We start from the raw sequence: 16,505 nt of genomic DNA on the forward strand, positions 1-16,505 counted from the left end.
AGGCGTACGCGGATGGGGCCGGTGCCGTAGCGGATGGCGTTGGTGATCAGTTCGCTGAGGATCAGTTCGGTGACGAAGCCGACGTCCTCCAGTCCCCATTCCTCCAGCTTCCGTGTGACGTCGGCCCGTACGCCCGCCACGGCCGCGGGGTCGGAGGCCACGTCCCACTCGGCGACCTGAGCCGGCTCCAGCTTCCGTGTGCGGGCGACGATCAGCGCGATGTCGTCGCCCTGCCGCGCGGGAAGCATCGCCTCCAGCACGGCCCGGCAGGTCGAGCGGGGAGAGGGTTCGGCACCGGCCAGCGCGTCCCTGAGCTGTGTGAGCCCCACATCGATGTCCTGGCCACGGCGCTCGACGAGCCCGTCCGTGTAGAGCACCAGACGGCTGCCTTCGGGTATCTGCAACTCCGCTGTCTCGAAGGGCAGTCCGCCTATGCCGAGAGGCAGACCGGCCGGCAGCTCGGGGAATTCGACCGTCCCGTCGGGGCTGACGAGGGCGGGGACGGGGTGTCCGGCCCTGGCCATCGCGCAGCTGCCGGAGGAGGGGTCGTATATCGCGTAGAGGCACGTCGCGCCAGTGATGGCGGCGTTGTCGCCCGCGTCGATCCCGTCCTGGTCCATGCGGGCGACCAACTCGTCGAGGTGTCCGAGGAGTTCCTCGGGCGGCAGGTCGAGTGCGGAGAAGTTGTGGACCGCCGTGCGCAGACGTCCCATGGTCGCGGCGGCGTGCAGGCCGTGACCGACGACGTCGCCGACGACGAGCGCGACGCGCGCGCCCGGCAGCGGGATGACGTCGAACCAGTCGCCGCCCACGCCCGCTTTCGCGGGCAGGTAGCGGGAGGCGACCTCGACGGCGCTCTGAGCGGGCAGCGCGCGGGGGAGCAGGCTGCGCTGCAGCGTGACGGCCATCTCGTGCTCGCGCGTGTAGCGGCGGGCGTTGTCGATGCAGACCGCGGCGCGGGCCGCCAGTTCGGAGGCGAGGGAGAGGTCCTCCTCCTCGAAGGGCTCGGGCTTCTCGGAGCGCCAGAAGTTGACGACGCCGAGCAGTGCGCCGCGGGCGCGCAGCGGAGCGGCGATGAGCGAGTGGATGCCGTACTCCAGTACGCGCGGGGCGCGTTCGGCGTCCTGGGCCCGCCATCCGGGGGAGGCGTCCAGGTGCGGTTCGACGACGGCCTGTCCGCTGCCGAAGCCCCTGGCCTGCGGTGAGGACGGGACGAATCTGATCTCTTCCCCGACGGGGTAGAGGGGATGGTCGTCCCGGATTCCGTTGACAGCCGTGCGGCGCATCTTCATGTTGTCGACGGCGGCGCCGGGCCCGTCCCCGCGCGGTACGGGGTCGGCCAGGTCGACAGTGACGAAGTCGGCGAACCGGGGCACGGCCACCTGGGCCAGCTCTTCGGCGGTGCGGGTGACGTCCAGGGTGGTGCCGATGTTGCCGCTGGCGTCGTAGAGCAGCCGGAGGCGTCTGCGTGTGACGTCGACCCGGTCGGAGAGATGGCGCAGCTCGGTGGAGTCCCGGAACGTCGCGACCCAGCCCGGCGGGCCTCCGTTGCGGTCGGTGGAGCGGCTGTTGACGGCGAGCAGCCGGTCGCCGGCCGGCAGCACCTCGTCGGTGGCGACGCGTCCCGAGGCCAGCAGCTCCGCCGTACGGGTCTCCAGGCCCAGTTCGGTGACCTGGCGTCCCTGCGCGTCGGCGGGGAGGCCGAGCAGGCGGGTCGCCTCGTCGTTGGCCAGCAGCAGGCGGCCGCTGCCGCTGACGATGACCACGCCCTCGTGGACGGCGTGCAGGACGGCGTCGTGGTGCTCGTACATCCGGGTCATCTCCGGTGCACCCAGGCCGTGGGTCTGCCTGCGCAGTCTCCTGCTCACCAGCGCCGTCCCACCCGTGGCGAGGCCCAGCGCCACGGCCGCGGCACCGAGGAGGATGGGCAGCTGCCGGTCGACGACGCCGCTGACCGTGTCGACCTTGATCCCCGCCGAGACGAGGCCCGCGACGGAGCCGTCGGCACGCTCGACGGGCACCACGGCCTGCTCGATGCGGCCGATCGTTCCGTCGACCGTCTCGGTGTGCACCCCGCCCTTCCGGGCGGGGGCGATGGTCCCGACGAACTTCTTCCCGATCCGGTTCCTGATGGGGTGCGTGAAGCGCACACCGTCCGTGTTCATCACGACGACGAAGTCGACGCCCGAGTCTTTCCGGGCGGCCTCGGCACGCGGCTGGAGGACCGCTGTCGGATGGGGCGAGCTCAACGCCCTCAGCACCCCCGGCGAGTTCGCGAAGGTCTCGGCGACGGCCAGCGACTGGTCACGCGCGGCCTGAGAGCCGTCGCGCCGCACCTGCAGTACGAGGGCGGCCACCGCGGAGAGGACGACCAGCAGGACGACGACGGCCTGGAGCACGAAGACCTGACCCGCGACGCTCCCCCCACTGAGCACGGACCGCATGCGCCGCCCCGGCGGCCTCTGCCGGGTCTCACGCTCGGCCCTCTCCTTCTCGTCGCGGTGGCTACGCGGGCGCCGATCAGCTGAATACGTGGCAGACAGGGCCCGGAGTCGTCTCAGCGGTCCGGCCATGGGCAATGTCTACACTGCTCGCTTTGCTCAGTCGAATGGCGGTACAGGAACATATGAGTCCGTGCACGGCTCTTGACCGGCCGGCCCTGTCTGTGCCGTCCGCGCGGACTGCCGCCCCCGTGGCCCGCCGGCGCGGACGCACGGCGGCGTCCGGGAGTCCGCGTGCGGGAGCGGCGCCGCCCGCGGGTCTCAGCGCGCCGCCGTCCAGGAGTGGGCGACGTCGATCACCAGGCGGTCGCCGAGTGAGAGGACGCGGAACGGCAACCGGGCCCGGACTCCGAGGCCGAGCTGGGTGGTTCCCTCGTAGCTCGCGCCGAAGCGGGCGTCGCGGAACGTCCTGTACCCGGTGAGGTCGACGCCGGGAAGCGGCTTGCCGCCCTTGCCGGCGTAGGTGGGTTCGTAGGTCTCCGGGTCGTAGCTCGGCGCCGTTGCCACGACCTCCAGGATCGCTCCGCCGCCGATCCCGATGAGGCTGCCGGAGCCGTCCTGGCGGAACTCGTCGACGTAGCGGACCTGATAGCCGACGGAGTCCGCGGGCAGGTCGCCGCTGATGTCGAGCACCATCCGGTCGAAGCACTCGTGGCGGCCCGTCCGGACGTCCGTCAGCGGGCGGTTGCCTGTGTCGGAGCTGGACCTGGGAAGACTTCCCCAGGTGACGCCGCAGCTCGCCGCCTTGGCGCTCCCGGCCGGCGTGACGGCTCCCGGGGAGCCTTGGGTGCCGGTCGGGGCAGCCGTGCTCACCGACGCGGTGGCCAGCAGTCCGGCGCTCGTGAGGACGGCGACGGCAAGCAGCCTGATGTTCCGCATGAAGGCCCCCTTGGTGGCGCATTTCCCTGTGCGAGAGGTCAGACACACAGGATAGGGACATAGTTGTACGGAACGGCCTTGATTCCCCGGAACGGTACGGAACGGCCCCCCATGCCTTCCCCGGTCACTTCCCCGGTCACTTCCGGGGGGCACCCCGGTGGCCCGTTCCACGCGTGATCGGACAACTCTGGGCGAGACGGGGTTCCCCGTGGGAGCGGCGTACGTACCCTGCTCGGGAGGTCCCCACGAGGAAACCGGCCGTTGACCGGGCGAGGTTGTTCCGGGTCTTCAACCACGCACGCCTCACGAGGAGTTCGGCAGCCGACGGACGACCACCGGAGGGCGGGCGGTTGCCGCGGGCTCCATGACCGGCTCCGCACAGAGGGGGGAGAGACGTGGGTGGTCCGAGACCGTGGCCGTTCGTCGGACGCGCGCGGGAGATCACTCAGTTCGACGAGGCGCTGGCGAGCGAACACTGGCAGGCGTTCATCGTCGAGGGGCCCCAGGGTGCCGGCAAGTCGCAGCTCGCCCACGTCTGCCGGCGCAGGGCGGTCCACCGCGGTCACGGCACTGGCAAGGCGGTCGCCGTCTCACAGGCCCACTCCCCGCTGGCCTCCCTCGCCCACCTGCTCCCGGCGGGGACGGGCGTGGAGGACGCGGTGGACCTCTTCCGCCGGACCCGTGCGGCGATCACGGACAAGTGCGCGGCGGGGGCGGAGGGAAAACGGTTCGTCCTCGTGGCCGACGATCTCGACGGACTCGACGAGTCCTCCGCCTCACTGATCGGCCAGCTCCTGGAAGCCGGGGCGCTGTTCCTGGTGGGCACGGTGAGTTCGCTGCACCGCCTCAAGCCCGTCGCGTACTCGCTGCAGGCGAGCGGGACGGCCCTGCGGGCCGGCCTGGAGGGGCTGGGCGAACCGCAGGTGGCCGAGGCCGTGCACCGCGCGCTCGGCGGTGCGGTGGAGCCGCGGACCGTCTCCATCCTGCACCGGCTCAGCGGCGGAAACCCGCTCTACCTCCGTGAGTTCGTCCTCGGCTCCCTGGCCGGCGGCGGCCTCGTCGACGACGGGGAGTCCTGGACCCTGATCGGCGACGTGAACTCCACCCCGCTCCTGTCGGAGCTGCTGGAGAGGCAACTGGCCGGCGTCGCCCCGGAGTCCCGAAGGACGCTCAAGCGGATCGCGCTGTGCCAGCCCGTGGAGGCCGCCAGCCTCCCCGGCGGCGCGATGGACGAACTCGAACTGCGCGGATTCATCAGGGCTGCCAGGGACGGCCGCAGAGAATCGGTGTCCCTGGCGCACCCGGCGCACGAGAGAGTGCTCAGGGCGGGCATTCCGTCCTCGGAGCGGCGCCGCATCCTCAACGAGGAAGCGGCTCTGGTCAAAGCCAGGGGCGCCAAGAGGTTCACGGACAAGATACGGATCGCCTCCTGGCAGCTCGCCGCCACGGGATCGGCGGACCCCGACATGCTCCTGCGGGCCGCGACGCTGGCACGGCGCACGTCGAACTTCCGGCAGGTGCGCGAGCTTTCGAAGGCCGCGTGCCGGGACAGCGAGGAACTCCTCCCCCGTGTGCTGCTCGCCGAGTCGCTCTACGAACTCGGCGACCTCGACTCCGCCCGGGACGTCTTCGAGGAGGCGGCCGCGAAGGCGTCGAACGAACTGGAGCGGCTGATCGTCGCACTGGGCAGGTCCAGGCTGCTGGCATGGGGGTTCATCGACGCCGGCAAGGCCCTGGCCGTCAGCGCCGAAGCGATGCGGGAGATGCGCGACCCGAAGTACCGGGCCGCGCTCACGGCGACGCGCGGCGCGATCCTCATGGCGTTCGGAAGGCCGAGGGAGGCCCTCGACGCGGTACGCGGAGTCCGCTTCGAGGACAACTGCGAGGCCAGCCTCTTCGGAAAGGGCCCCCGGGCCGCCGCGCTGATCGCCACCGGCCGGGCGAGGCACGGTCTGCGGCTGGCACGCGAGGCGTACGAGGAACGCCTCGGCCAGGAGGACTCCGTCACCGTCCCCCACCCCGTGCAGTACCTCAACGCCGTGATGTTCGGGCTGGAGGAAGGGGGGCGGCTCGACGAGGCCTACCGGACGGGCGAGATGGGCTGGGAAGCGGCCCTGGCCGACGACGCCCCCGGAGCCGAGGCGTGGATCGCGGCGGCGCTCGCCCGTTGCGCCCTGCTGCGCGGCCGTCCGGTACAGGCACGGCGCTGGGCGTCCCAGGCGGTCTCGGTGGCGTCGCGGAACTCCCTCGTCGGCACACTGCACATGGCGCTGGCACGCAAGGCCGAGGCCGCCGCCCTGATGAAGGACGTCACGACGGCGTCGAAGGCGGTCGCCGAGTGCTCGGACCTGCCGCACTGGGGCGCCTTCCGTTCCGAACTCCCCCTGGGCCGGGCGTGGTCGCACGCGGCGCAGGGCAATCTGCAGGACGCCCGTGCCGTGTTGTGGGAGGCGGTGGCCGGGGCGCGGGAAGCGGGACACCTGGCGAGCGAGGCCCGGCTGCTGACCGACATCGCCCGGCTCGGGGACGCCAAGGGTGTCGTCGACAGGCTCCTGGAGGTCTCCAGGTCCACGGACAGCGAACTGACGGCGGCCCACTCCTCCTACGTCGCCGCTCTCGTCGAGGGCGACCCGGCGATGCTTCAGGCCGCCGCCCGCACGCTGGAGAGGACCGGCTCGTCACTGGTCGCCGCCGAAGCCGCCGCGTCGGCCTGCATGCACTGGTCACGCCGAGGCGAGCAGCGGCAGGCCACGGCCGCCGAGAACCTCTCCTTCTCCCTCCAGCGCCACTGCGAAGGGGCCTCCACACCGGGGCTCTCGGTGCTGGGCGTCGCCAAGCACCTCACCACCCGGGAGGCGGAGATAGCCGGGCTGGTGTGCTCCGGGCTCACCAACGCCGAAGTGGCCGACGCGGTCACGATCTCCAAGCGTACGGTCGACAACCACCTCCAGAACATCTACAGGAAGCTGGGGGTGCGCAACCGGCGGGCGCTCAAGGCGGAGTACCTGAGGGAGGACTTCGCCTGATCCCGCGGGCTGCCTCAGTCGTCCGTGGGCGTCGGCTTCGCCGGGGTCCGGCGGCGGCACGGGACGACGACGCCGGCACCCGTACCGGCGTCGTTCACCGGCTGGTGCACCGGCTGGTTCACCGGCTGGTTCACCGGCTGGTTCGACGAGAGCGTTCAACGCCCGTGCCCGCCGACCGTGTTCAGCGGCTGTCGGCGAGGCGTGCCGCCTCCGCCGAGGAGAGAGGCCGGCGGAAGGCCCGTACGTCGTCGATGACGCCCTCGAATCCCCGGATGAACTGGTCGCCCGCCAGCGCACGGCCGACGGCGAAGTCCCCGCCGGCCTCCCACTCGCCGTCGCGGTCGGTCGTGTCCTCCAGTTCGCCGTCGACGTACAGCCGGATCTCGTCGTCGGGGTCGTCGTAGACGGCGGTCAGGTGCGTCCACACGCCCGCCCGGGGCTCGGACCGTGATGCGGCCTCGTCGGCGTCCGAGTCCTCGTCGTCCTCCTTGTGCACGCGCATCTCCCAGTCGTCCTCCTCGGGGTCGTACTGGAGCTGGAACCCGCTGACGTCGGTGCCGTCCTGGGAGACCACCGTCTGGAACTCGTCCTTGTTGTCCATCTTCGCCCTGGCCGAGACGGTGAAGCTGCTGTCCGTGTCGACCACGGCGCCGTCCGCGGCCACGGACTGCTGCCCGGAGAACTGCACCGCTCCCGACTTCAGGACCCGCGGAAGGGGATCGCCGACGAGCTCTCCTTCCCTGCCGTTCTTCGAAGTGTCCCTGGCCACCCCGTCCTTGACGTCGTCGAAGACCCACTCGAGAGCCGCGCCTCGGACAGGGGGCGCGGAAGTGCCCGGGGGCCGGGAGGGACTGGGCCTCGCCGTGACGGTCGAGGTGGCGGTCGCCGTCTTCGTGGCCGTCGACGGCGACGGCGTGGGCGGTGACGGAGCCGGGGGAACCTTGCCCGGCGGCGCCGACTCGTTGCTCTGCGGCGACCCCGGGCCGACCGCCCCGGCGTACACGAACGCGGCCGCCAGCGAGCACAGGCCGAGGAACGCCACGGTCTGCGTGATACGCCTGACCCGCAGCCTGCGGCCGGTCGCCCTGCCCCCGGCGAAGCCCAGCCCGACGAGAACCCTCCGGCGCAGCCCGTCGCCGCCCCCGGCACCGCGCGGTCCGTGCGATCCCGGCAGGAGCGCCGTCGCGCCCGCGGCGCCGGCCGGGCTGCCGTGCCGGGCTCCCTCGTCGGCCCGCTCGTCCTCGCCTGCGCCGGCGAGGACGTCCGCCGGGCGCCGGCCCGACGCCGCGTACTCCTCGCCTCCCCACGGCAGCAGCGCCTCGGCCAGCAGCGTTCCGCAGTCGGCGTGCATGCGGCCGAGATCCGAGATGGCACGGGTGCAGTGGGGGCACTCCTCCAGGTGCGGGACGATGTCGGCCGCCGTGTCGACGGACTTGCTGTCCACGTAGGCGAGCATCATCCGGTGGAAGCGCGCGCACTCCCCGTCCTGCGTCCCGTCCTGGTGCATCTGGACGTAGGCGTTGTAGAGCTCCCTGCGCGCACGCCTGCTGAGCAGCGGCACGTCCTCCGCGCCCTCGCCGAGGAGCAGCAGGATGCGGGAGCTGTCGTCCTGCTCGACGGCGTCGTGCCACAGCACCGTCTGGCTGGTGGGCGGGAGGGAGAGGAACGCCCGAGCCGTCAGCGAGTCGCTGTGGAAATAGGCCCCCGAGGGCCCGTCGCGGAACTCCGGCGGATGGTTCTCGGTCCAGATGGCCAGGTCGAAGTCGAGCGCGCTGCGCTGCCCCGTCCCGGACCAGTCGCCCGCGGTGCGCAGCAGGACGCTCAGCGCGTGGGGGCGTACGGCGCCCGCGGCGGAGTCCCGGCCCCGCAGCGCCCGCTCCCACGCCTGGGCGGCGAGGTCGTCGGCTGCCGAGGAACTGACGGCGCACGCCGACGCGAAGCCCCGTACGGCCTGGAAGTGGCGCTGTTCCAGCTCACGGAGCGCCGGCAGGGAAGCCTCACCCCCGTGGCGGACGAGCCGGAGCAGGTCGGTGTCGGGCAGTCGCGCAAGATCCATCCGTACGTTCAATCTCTCGTCGGTTCCAGACGTCTCCATCGCGGGACGAGTGCCGTCCTGCCGGCCCGGCACTGCCGCGCACTCGTGTCACCATCCTCAACCTCAACCGATGGCGGAAGGAATGGCATGAGCAATCTGTACCTACTACTCCGGCGTCAACACCCGTGAAGGGACGGGAAACTGGCAACCCGCGACCATTACGGGGGCTTTGCGGTCCCTTTGCCCCCGGTTGGCCCAGCCGCCGGGCGATCGGGCCGACTGCGCGCCGGGGGCGGGCCGTTCGGGCGGGGCCGGAACACACTCCGTGCCCAGGCCGCGCTTCCACCCCCACGATCCGCACGCCGCGTGAGTACGCCTGTGTCCGTGCGGCGCCGCGTTGGTGCGCCGCCGTCCGTGTCCGGCCGTCCGCACACCGCACCGGCGCCCATTACGGGGCGTATCGCTCGTGTCAGTAACGCCGTCCGCAGGTGACGGCGCAGAGGAGATGCGGGCCACCGGACGGCGGCGCATCGCCGTGGTTTCTCCAGGGCCCGTGCCGATCGGCACTCAGCTCCGTCGATAAGACGCCCCACGCGTCGGATTGGGACCCCGTGAGCAACCCCGACCCGCACTACCACCGCCCGCAGGGCGGTCCGCCGCCCGGACCCGGCTACGGGCAGGGCGGTCCGCCGCCCGGTCCGGACTACGGCCCTCCCGGCCCGGAGTACCCACCGCAGGGCCCTCCGCCGCGCCGTGAGCGCCGCCCCCGCGACGGCTCCGGATCGCAGCGGGCCGCCCTGATCATCCATACGGTCGCGGACATCGCCGCCGTGTTCCTGGGCCTGTGGATCCTGCTGTACCTGCTGGAGGCCAACCAGGGGAATCCGTTCGTGGAGTTCGTGAAGGGCGTGGCCGACTGGCTCGCGTGGTGGGCGCGGGACATCTTCACCATGGACAGCGAGGGCATGCGCGTGGTCCTCAACTACGGTCTGCCCGCCGCGATCTACCTGCTCATCGGTCACGGCGTCTCCGCGCGGGTACGCCGCCTCTGACCCGCCCCCGGCGGGCGGAGCCGCGCGGGGTGCGGCGACGACGGAGGAGGCGCCCGAAGCAGCGCACCCCTGCTCAAGGGCCCTGCAGGAGGACCCTTGAGCAGGGGTGCGGCTGTCCGCGCGCGGCGGTGGCACGACGGCTGCCGCGTCACTCCACGGTGGCCATGACACCATCGCCCGCGGCTACCCGGCGATCAGCACGAGCGCCGACCGTCCGCCGAGCCGGTAGGTGGAGCCGCCCTCCCCGACCGGGGTCTCCGTTCCCGGCTCGGCGACCTGGTCGTCTCCCTCTGCGTGCCCTCCGGTGTCGGTGACGCGGAGCCACTGCTTGCCCTCGCCCGCCGGGGGAAGCGTGAAGTCCACCGCCTCGGACCATCCGTTGTAGGCGACGTAGATGCCGTCGGCGGGATCGTCGAACTCGGTGCCGTCGATCCGCCAGGCGAGAGCGTGGTTGCCCGGATCGTTCCAGTAGCCCTCGTCGGGTGCGGCGCCGGCAGGGGTGAACCAGTCGAGCTGTGCCGTCCCGTTGCCGTTGGTGTCCTCGGCCGAGTAGAAGTCGGCGGGCCGCAGCGCCGGGTGCGCCTTGCGGAAGGCGAGCAGCCGCTGGGTGTAGGTGCGGAACGTCCCCTGGTCGGCGTCGGGTTCGTGGTCGAGCCAGTTGGCGGCGGAGTCGAGGTTGTAGGGGTTGTTGTTGCAGCGGACGCTGCGCAGGTTCTCGTCGCCGCCGGTCATCATCGGCGTACCGGCGGAGAGCATGAGGAACGCGAACGCGTTGCGGGCCGACTGCCGCTGGGCCGTGGCATCACCGTCGTGGTCCCAGGAGACGTTGTTGTCCGAGCCGCCGTCGGACGGACCGTACGGCCAGGGCTGGTCGTTGCGCTTCGCGTCGCAGGAGTAGAGGTCCTTCTGCGTGAACCCGTCGTGCGCGACGACGAAGTTGACGGAGCTGGACGGGCTGCGTCCGTCGTCCCCGTACAGGTCGGAGGAGCCGGCGAAGCGCGTGGCGAGCTGCCCCGGCGTCACGGGCTCCTCCCCCAGGCGGTTCTGGTCGGTGCGCAGGGTGTCGCGGTACTTGTCGTTCCACTCCGCCCAGCCGGGCGGGAAGTTGCCCACCTGATAGGTGCCCTCGCCGATCGCCCAGGGCTCGGCGATCCAGTCCGTACCGGTGCCTCCGGAGGCCGGCCGGGCCGGCATCTCGTCGGTGATGCGGCGCAGCGCGGTCTTCGGGTCGTCCGCGCTGTAGCGGAAGCAGCCGTGCTCGCAGGTGTTGCCGAGGACGGAGGCGAGGTCGTGCCGGAAGCCGTCGATGCCGAGGGTGTCCTTCCAGTAGGCCAGGGAGTCGACGATGAGGTTCTGGGCGACGGGGTTGTAGGTGTTGAAGTTGCCGCCGACTCCGGTGTTGTCCCAGGGCTCCTGGCGGTCGTCGGTCAGCGAGTAGTACGTCGGATTGTCCAGGCCGCGGTAGGAGTGGATGCTGTAGGTATTCTTGTCCGACTCCTCCCACGGGCCGCCCTCGCCCGTGTGGTTGTAGACCACGTCCGCGAAGACCTTGATACCGGCGTCGTGGTACGCCTTGACCATGGCGCGGAACTCGCGGGTGGGGCCTCCGGGTGAGTCGTCCGAGGCGTAACGGCGGTCGGGGGCGAAGAAGTTGTCCGTGACGTAGCCCCAGTAGTTGTCGTCCGCGGTGCTTTCCGGGTCGGCGTCGTTGGCGTCGTTCTGCGACTCCTGCATCGGCAGGAACTCCACTGCTGTCACGCCCAGTCCGGCCAGGTCCTCGGCCTTGGCCGCGGCGCCCCTGTACGTACCCCGCTGGTCGGCGGGGATGCTGCTGTCGTTCTTCGTCAGGCCCCGCAGGTGCACCTCGTAGACGATGTCGTCCTTGAGCGGGCGTTCCGGCTTCTTCCCTGTGCCGCCGTCACTGGGAGGGGTTCCGGGGAGGACGATGCCCTTGGGTGCCTGTGGTCCGCTGTCCTCGTTGCGGTGGGCGGGGCCCGAACCGTAGACGCCCTTGTCGGTCATCCCCGGCCGCAGCGGGTCGTGGCTGACCTCGCGGGCATAGGGGTCCAGGAGCAGCTTGTTGGGATTGAACCGGTTGCCCCGGGAGTCCACGTCCGAGACGAACCCGTGCCCGGAGCCCTTCTCCCAGGCCGGGTCCCAGGGCCAGTTGGGGCCCCAGGCGCGGTAGCCGTAGTAGAGGGTGCCCTCGATTCCGTACTCGGTGCGCAGATCGCCGGCGCTCACGGTGGCGGCCCAGTTGTCCGAGCCCGCCTCCTTCTCCAGCGGCAGGGAGCCCTTCTCCTCGGCACCGGCCGGGGTGTCGTAGAGCTCGACGGTCATCCTCGTCGCAGCGGAGGAGTGGACCCGGAAGGTGACGCCGGAGCCGGTGCTGTCGTAGTGGGCGCCCAGAGCAGGCTTCTCGGCGGCGGCGCGCGCGGGTCTGTCGGCCGGGGTGAAGCAGGCGAGCGCCGACAGCAGGACGGCGACCGCCGTCCAGCGGAGGCTGCGCAGAGGTGACACGGGACTCACTCCTCGCGGTGGGGGGCTGTGTACGCGGGTGCGGGAGAGGCACCGCTGCCGGGGCATGCCCGGCCGAACCCGCGCAGGGGGAAGGCGTATGCGGCGGCGCGACCGGTGACCGCCACGGCGGCGGACGGGGGCGGGCGGGGCGGTGCAGGCCGCCGCTGCCTACCGAGGGCATGGCGCTCGAGGGCTGGGCCGCTGGGCTCCGGCGGGCGGGCTCCCGGACCCCGGGCGGGGCTGTGCGCGGGCACGACGGCTCCTTCACGGTGCTCAGAAAGGAGGGCCGCACGCGCCGGCAGCCGCACTTCGATTCCCTTGTCCTGCTGGGAACTTGAGGGGAACGTAGCGGCCCGGCAGCCCTGTGTAAAGATCCTTCGCAAGATGCTGGAAGGTTTTGCAGCAGTGGCGGGCGACCGCCGTGGAATCCGGCGCAGGGCTACCCCGCGCGGCTGCGCGCGCCGGCCTTCGCCGGCAAGGAGGCGTTGGGCGGTGGGGCGAGAGCCGACGCGGCGGGCGGGCGTACGGGCGGCGCGAAAGCGGCCGGACCTTCACCCGGCTCCGCTCCCGTGCCGCCCGCTTCGCCCCGCCCCTTTCAGCCCGCCCCTTTTCAGCCCGCGACGGGAAGGACCGTACGGGGCCGCACGTCCGCGAGACCCACGGCCACCTCCCGCCCGGTGTCCGCGTCGACGACGCTGACCCGCACCGCGGGCTCCCCGGCCGTGTCACGGCTGGCCGCGGCGTCCAGGGCGAAGACGACGGAGACCGGACGCGCCGGGCCCCCGCCGTCCTCGTGGACCCCGGAGTACAGCAGGACGCGCCAGCCCTCCTCCTCCCAGTGGTCCAGCAGCCCGGACCGGACGACGGGTGAAACCGCCTGCCAGGCCAGCGAGTTGTGCAGCAGCTCGACGCTCGCGGCGACCGGCACCCGTCCCGTTCCGCCCGGGGCGCCGGCCGACGTCCCGTTCAGGGGATGTCCGAGGAGACGCAGCCGCGTCCGGCGCAGGGGCAGCAGCCACCAGCGGTCGAGGTCCACGGAGAGCCCCGCCAGCAGAGCGGCGCCGGCGACCAGCACGGCCAGCGACGCCGCCGGCCGCTCCCCCGCCGTCACCCACCAGGCCGTACCCGCCGAGGCCGCGGCCGCGCCGCCCGCCGCCACCACCCCGGCACGCGCGAAGGCCCGCCAGGTGACCGGCGTCGACTCGTCCGCCGTGCAGCCGCAGGGCGACTCCGGCGCGACCGCCCGTGCACGGGCGAGGTAGAGCAGGAAGCCCACGCCCAGCAGCGCGGCAGCGGCTCCCGGCAGGGGACCGGCCGGGAGGGTCAGCAGCCCGGCCGCGACGAGGAGTTCGGCCAGCCCGGTGCCGCGCAGCACGAGCACGGCACGTTCGCTGCTGCGCAGCATGCGGGCCAGCGCGGTCCTGGGCGCCTGCGCAGCCGTACGGGCGCCGAAGAGCTTGACCGCGCCCGTCCAGCCGAGAAGGGCGGCGAGCAGTACGGGGGCGATGCCGGATGTCGTGGAGAGCATCTCCTTCCCCTCTCCTCAGTGTCCGACCGAGACGCGGACGATGTCGACGGAGTCGTCCGAGGGCCGCCACGCGCCGAGCACTTGGGCACTCTGCCCGATGCGCAGCCGGGAGAGGTCCGCTGTGGGGGCGCGCCCCGCGTACGAGGCGTTGGTGGTGTCCGGGACGACGTTGCCGACCAACTCGTGCCGTCCGTGGGAGAGATGGAGGCGCTGCTTCTCGATGCCGCGGATGGTGGTGTGCAGGTTCACGATGTTCACCCACACGGCGTCGGCGGCGACGGTGCCGTCGGGCATCCCGACACCCCGGGCGTACAGGCCGTCGCCGACCTCGATGACCTCGGCGGTGGTGGCGCGCACCTTCCACACGCTGGTCACGTTGGTCATCCGGACGCGGCTGCGGTCCCCGTAGGAGCCGGCGACCTCCAGGACGCTGCCGGTGATGCCCGTGATCCTGCCTTCCACGAAGGAGGACTTGCTGATCGCGGGATCGAGCGAGGGCTGCGGCGCGGCGAAGGCGGCGTCGGCGTCGAGGCCGCCGAGCGCGCTCGCGCCGACGATGGTGGCACCGCCGAGCGCGGCGCGTGTGAGGAGGCGGCGGCGGTCGATCCCACCGGTTCCGCCCGGTCCGACTGTGCTGTCGTCTTGTGCGGTCATGGCGTGTCCCCTCCTCACTCGTAGATGTAGACCGGCAGCTTGCCGGTGCTCAGGTCGCCGAGCACGGAGTACGCCGCGGGCGTGAGGTCCAGGACGCGGTTGACGCGGCAGGTGCCGTTGCAGCAGGCGGTCTCGCCGCACCATTCCTTCGTGCGCGGGCCGCAGTCGGTGATGGTGATGCAGACGGTCGCGCCCGAGCACTGGTGCTTGATGTTCATGACGGAGCCGCAGCCGCGTCTGGGGATGTTCTCGCCGCACAGGTCGGGCCGGGTGATGTCCCAGCACGCCTGTGAGGCGTTCGGCCAGGCGCCGTGATTGGCGCTGGACTGGCAGTTGCCGCAGGCGCCGCCGCCGGCGCCGCCGCAGGGGCCCCAGGCGTTTCCGCAGCAGAACCAACTTGTTTCCCCGGCCCAGAGGCTGGTCGATCCGCAAGCCATGGTGCTGTCCCTCTCTGTGAGGTCGTCAAGGACGGTTTGTCAAGGACATGACATGCACGCTGCCGAAGTGAGCCCCCTTTGCACGCGTGAGGGTGAGGACTCATGAGGCAGATGGTGGTGGCCGTACTGACGGAGCAACCCAACTATGGCCCGCTCTACGCGCGTTGGCCAGAGGCCGGCCGAGGAATCCGGGCAGCACCCGGCCGCGGTGCCACAGCGTCCGGCCCCGGCCGCTCCGGCACCGTCAGATCCGGTACCTCCGCAGCGCCGGCATGGTCAGCGCGAGAGCCGCCATCGCGACGATCACGAGCAGCCCGCCCGCCGTGACGGCCGTACGCGGGCCGACGAGTGAGCCCGCCGTACCGTGCAGGAGGTCGGCCACCCGGGGTCCGCCCGCCACCACGACGGTGAACACGCCCTGCATACGGCCGCGCATCTCGTCCGTGGCGACCGACTGGAGGATGGCACCGCGGAAGACCATGGAGACCATGTCGGCCACCCCGCCGACCGCCAGGAAGCCCGCCGCCCACCACAGGCCGGGACTCAGGCCGCAGCCGACGACCGCCGCTCCCCAGACGAGAACGGACAGGATGACCATCAGCCCGTGGCGGCGTACGCGCGAGAAGGTCCCCGAGAGCAGCCCGCCGGCCACCGCTCCGACCGGGATCGCGGCGAAGAGGAGCCCGAGGGCGAACCCCTCACCCCAGGACGCGTAGGTGGTGGAGGCGAGTTGGGGGAAGAGGGCCCTCGGCATACCGAAGACCATCGCCACGACGTCGGCGACGAAGGAGAGCAGCAGCACCTGGCGGGCGGCGATGTAGCGGAAGCCCGCGGCCACTTCGCGCGGGCCCGCCCTCCCCGCGCGCGGCCGCGCACCGGTACGTGCCGTGCCCGTACGTGCCGCCCCGGATGAACCGGTGCCGGACGAACCGGTGCCGGACGAACCGGCGGAGGGCGTCCCGCTCCCGGCCCCGCCTGCCAGCGGCGGCATGGCAGGCAGCCGCCAGACCGCCCACAGTGCCGCGCACAGAGCGAGCGCGTCGATCAGATACAGCTCCTCCAGCCCGATGACCGGGATGAGGGCGCCCGCCATCAGGGGACCGAGCACCATTCCGGTCGCGGAGACCGTCGTACCGAGCGCGTTGGCTGCCGGAAGCTCCGTGGCGGGGACGAGCCGGGCGATGGAGGCGCTGCGCGTCGGTGAGTTGACGCCGAAGAACGCCTGCTGGGCCGCGAGCAGCGCCATGAGCACGGCGACGGAGCCGGTGCCTGTCGCCGCCTGCACCCAGAACAGCAGCGACGTGACCGCGATGCCCGCGTTGGTGATCAGCAACAGCGTGCGCCTGTCCATGCTGTCGGCGATCGCGCCGCCCCACAGGGCGAAGAACACGAGCGGGACCAGGCCGGCGAAGCTGGCGTAACCGACCCACGCCGAGGAGCCGGTGATGTCGTAGACCTGCATCGGCACGGCCACCGCGGTGAGTTGGGATCCGACGGCGGTGACCGTGGTGGAGGCCCAGAGACGGCGGAAGGCGGGGCGGCGCAGCGGCCGGGTGTCCATGAGTATCCGGCGCCAGCCGGCCGGCGCCCGCGGCGCCTTCGGGGGTTCCTGCCGCTCGGCCGCCGTGGTGCTGTCGTCGGCGGGTTCGGCAGGGTGCACGACAACTCCAGTTCCCTGTACATCGGTTCGGGCGCGCCCAGTATCCCCCTTCCGCGGGCACGGTGACGCGTCCGTTCCCGCGGCCTGGCCGGGCGCGCAACGGGCCCGGAACGGGGCCTGGTTGACCGGGTGAAGCGCAAGTCGCCCTGCGTGACCGAAACGCTGCCTTCACTCCTTCTTCACGAGACCATTTCCGATCCGGCACGCATTGGT

10 protein-coding genes are annotated in these 16,505 nt (G+C 72.1%); 2 read left to right on the forward strand and 8 right to left on the reverse strand.

Annotated elements, in window-relative coordinates:
• Both H343_RS0108320 and H343_RS0108325 read right to left on the reverse strand, forming a co-directional pair.
• On the reverse strand, window positions 1-2,444 hold a 2,444-nt coding region (locus H343_RS0108320; protein ID WP_028430753.1), incomplete at its 3' end, for a SpoIIE family protein phosphatase.
• A gap of 318 nt (window positions 2,445-2,762) precedes the next feature.
• Window positions 2,763-3,380, reverse strand: coding sequence for an AMIN-like domain-containing (lipo)protein (locus H343_RS0108325; RefSeq protein WP_028430754.1), 618 nt, complete (start codon window positions 3,378-3,380; stop codon window positions 2,763-2,765).
• 395 nt (window positions 3,381-3,775) lie between these two features.
• Here H343_RS0108325 and H343_RS0108330 point away from each other — a divergent pair, with 395 nt between their 5' ends.
• Window positions 3,776-6,406: a helix-turn-helix transcriptional regulator gene (locus H343_RS0108330; RefSeq protein WP_028430755.1), complete on the forward strand. Its 2,631-nt coding sequence runs from the start codon at window positions 3,776-3,778 to the stop codon at window positions 6,404-6,406.
• A gap of 181 nt (window positions 6,407-6,587) precedes the next feature.
• Here the strand turns inward: H343_RS0108330 and H343_RS0108340 are convergent, their stop codons facing one another.
• Window positions 6,588-8,462 (reverse strand): LamG domain-containing protein, encoded by a 1,875-nt coding sequence (locus H343_RS0108340; RefSeq protein WP_028430756.1) that lies wholly within the window; start codon window positions 8,460-8,462, stop codon window positions 6,588-6,590.
• Between the two features lie 590 nt (window positions 8,463-9,052).
• Between H343_RS0108340 and H343_RS29625 the strand changes: the two genes are divergently transcribed.
• Complete coding sequence (locus H343_RS29625; RefSeq protein ID WP_486586830.1) at window positions 9,053-9,493, forward strand: hypothetical protein; 441 nt, start codon at window positions 9,053-9,055, stop codon at window positions 9,491-9,493.
• A gap of 183 nt (window positions 9,494-9,676) precedes the next feature.
• Here the strand turns inward: H343_RS29625 and H343_RS0108350 are convergent, their stop codons facing one another.
• The 5 genes from H343_RS0108350 to H343_RS0108375 form a co-directional block, all read right to left on the reverse strand.
• Window positions 9,677-12,013 carry an isoamylase gene (locus H343_RS0108350; protein ID WP_199778902.1) on the reverse strand — a complete coding sequence of 779 codons (2,337 nt, stop codon included), beginning with the start codon at window positions 12,011-12,013 and terminating at the stop codon, window positions 9,677-9,679.
• Between the two features lie 610 nt (window positions 12,014-12,623).
• A complete protein-coding gene (locus H343_RS0108360) occupies window positions 12,624-13,541 on the reverse strand; it encodes a MauE/DoxX family redox-associated membrane protein (protein ID WP_028430758.1) in 918 nt (305 codons plus the stop codon).
• A 15-nt stretch (window positions 13,542-13,556) separates the two neighbouring features.
• Window positions 13,557-14,195, reverse strand: coding sequence for a hypothetical protein (locus tag H343_RS0108365; protein WP_051264815.1), 639 nt, complete (start codon window positions 14,193-14,195; stop codon window positions 13,557-13,559).
• Between the two features lie 14 nt (window positions 14,196-14,209).
• Window positions 14,210-14,632, reverse strand: a complete 423-nt coding sequence (locus H343_RS0108370) for a hypothetical protein (protein ID WP_028430760.1) — start codon at window positions 14,630-14,632, stop codon at window positions 14,210-14,212.
• 244 nt (window positions 14,633-14,876) lie between these two features.
• Window positions 14,877-16,193 (reverse strand): MFS transporter, encoded by a 1,317-nt coding sequence (locus tag H343_RS0108375; protein ID WP_028430761.1) that lies wholly within the window; start codon window positions 16,191-16,193, stop codon window positions 14,877-14,879.
• Between the last annotated feature and the right edge of the window lie 312 nt (window positions 16,194-16,505).

Source organism: Streptomyces sp. TAA204 (assembly GCF_000424965.1).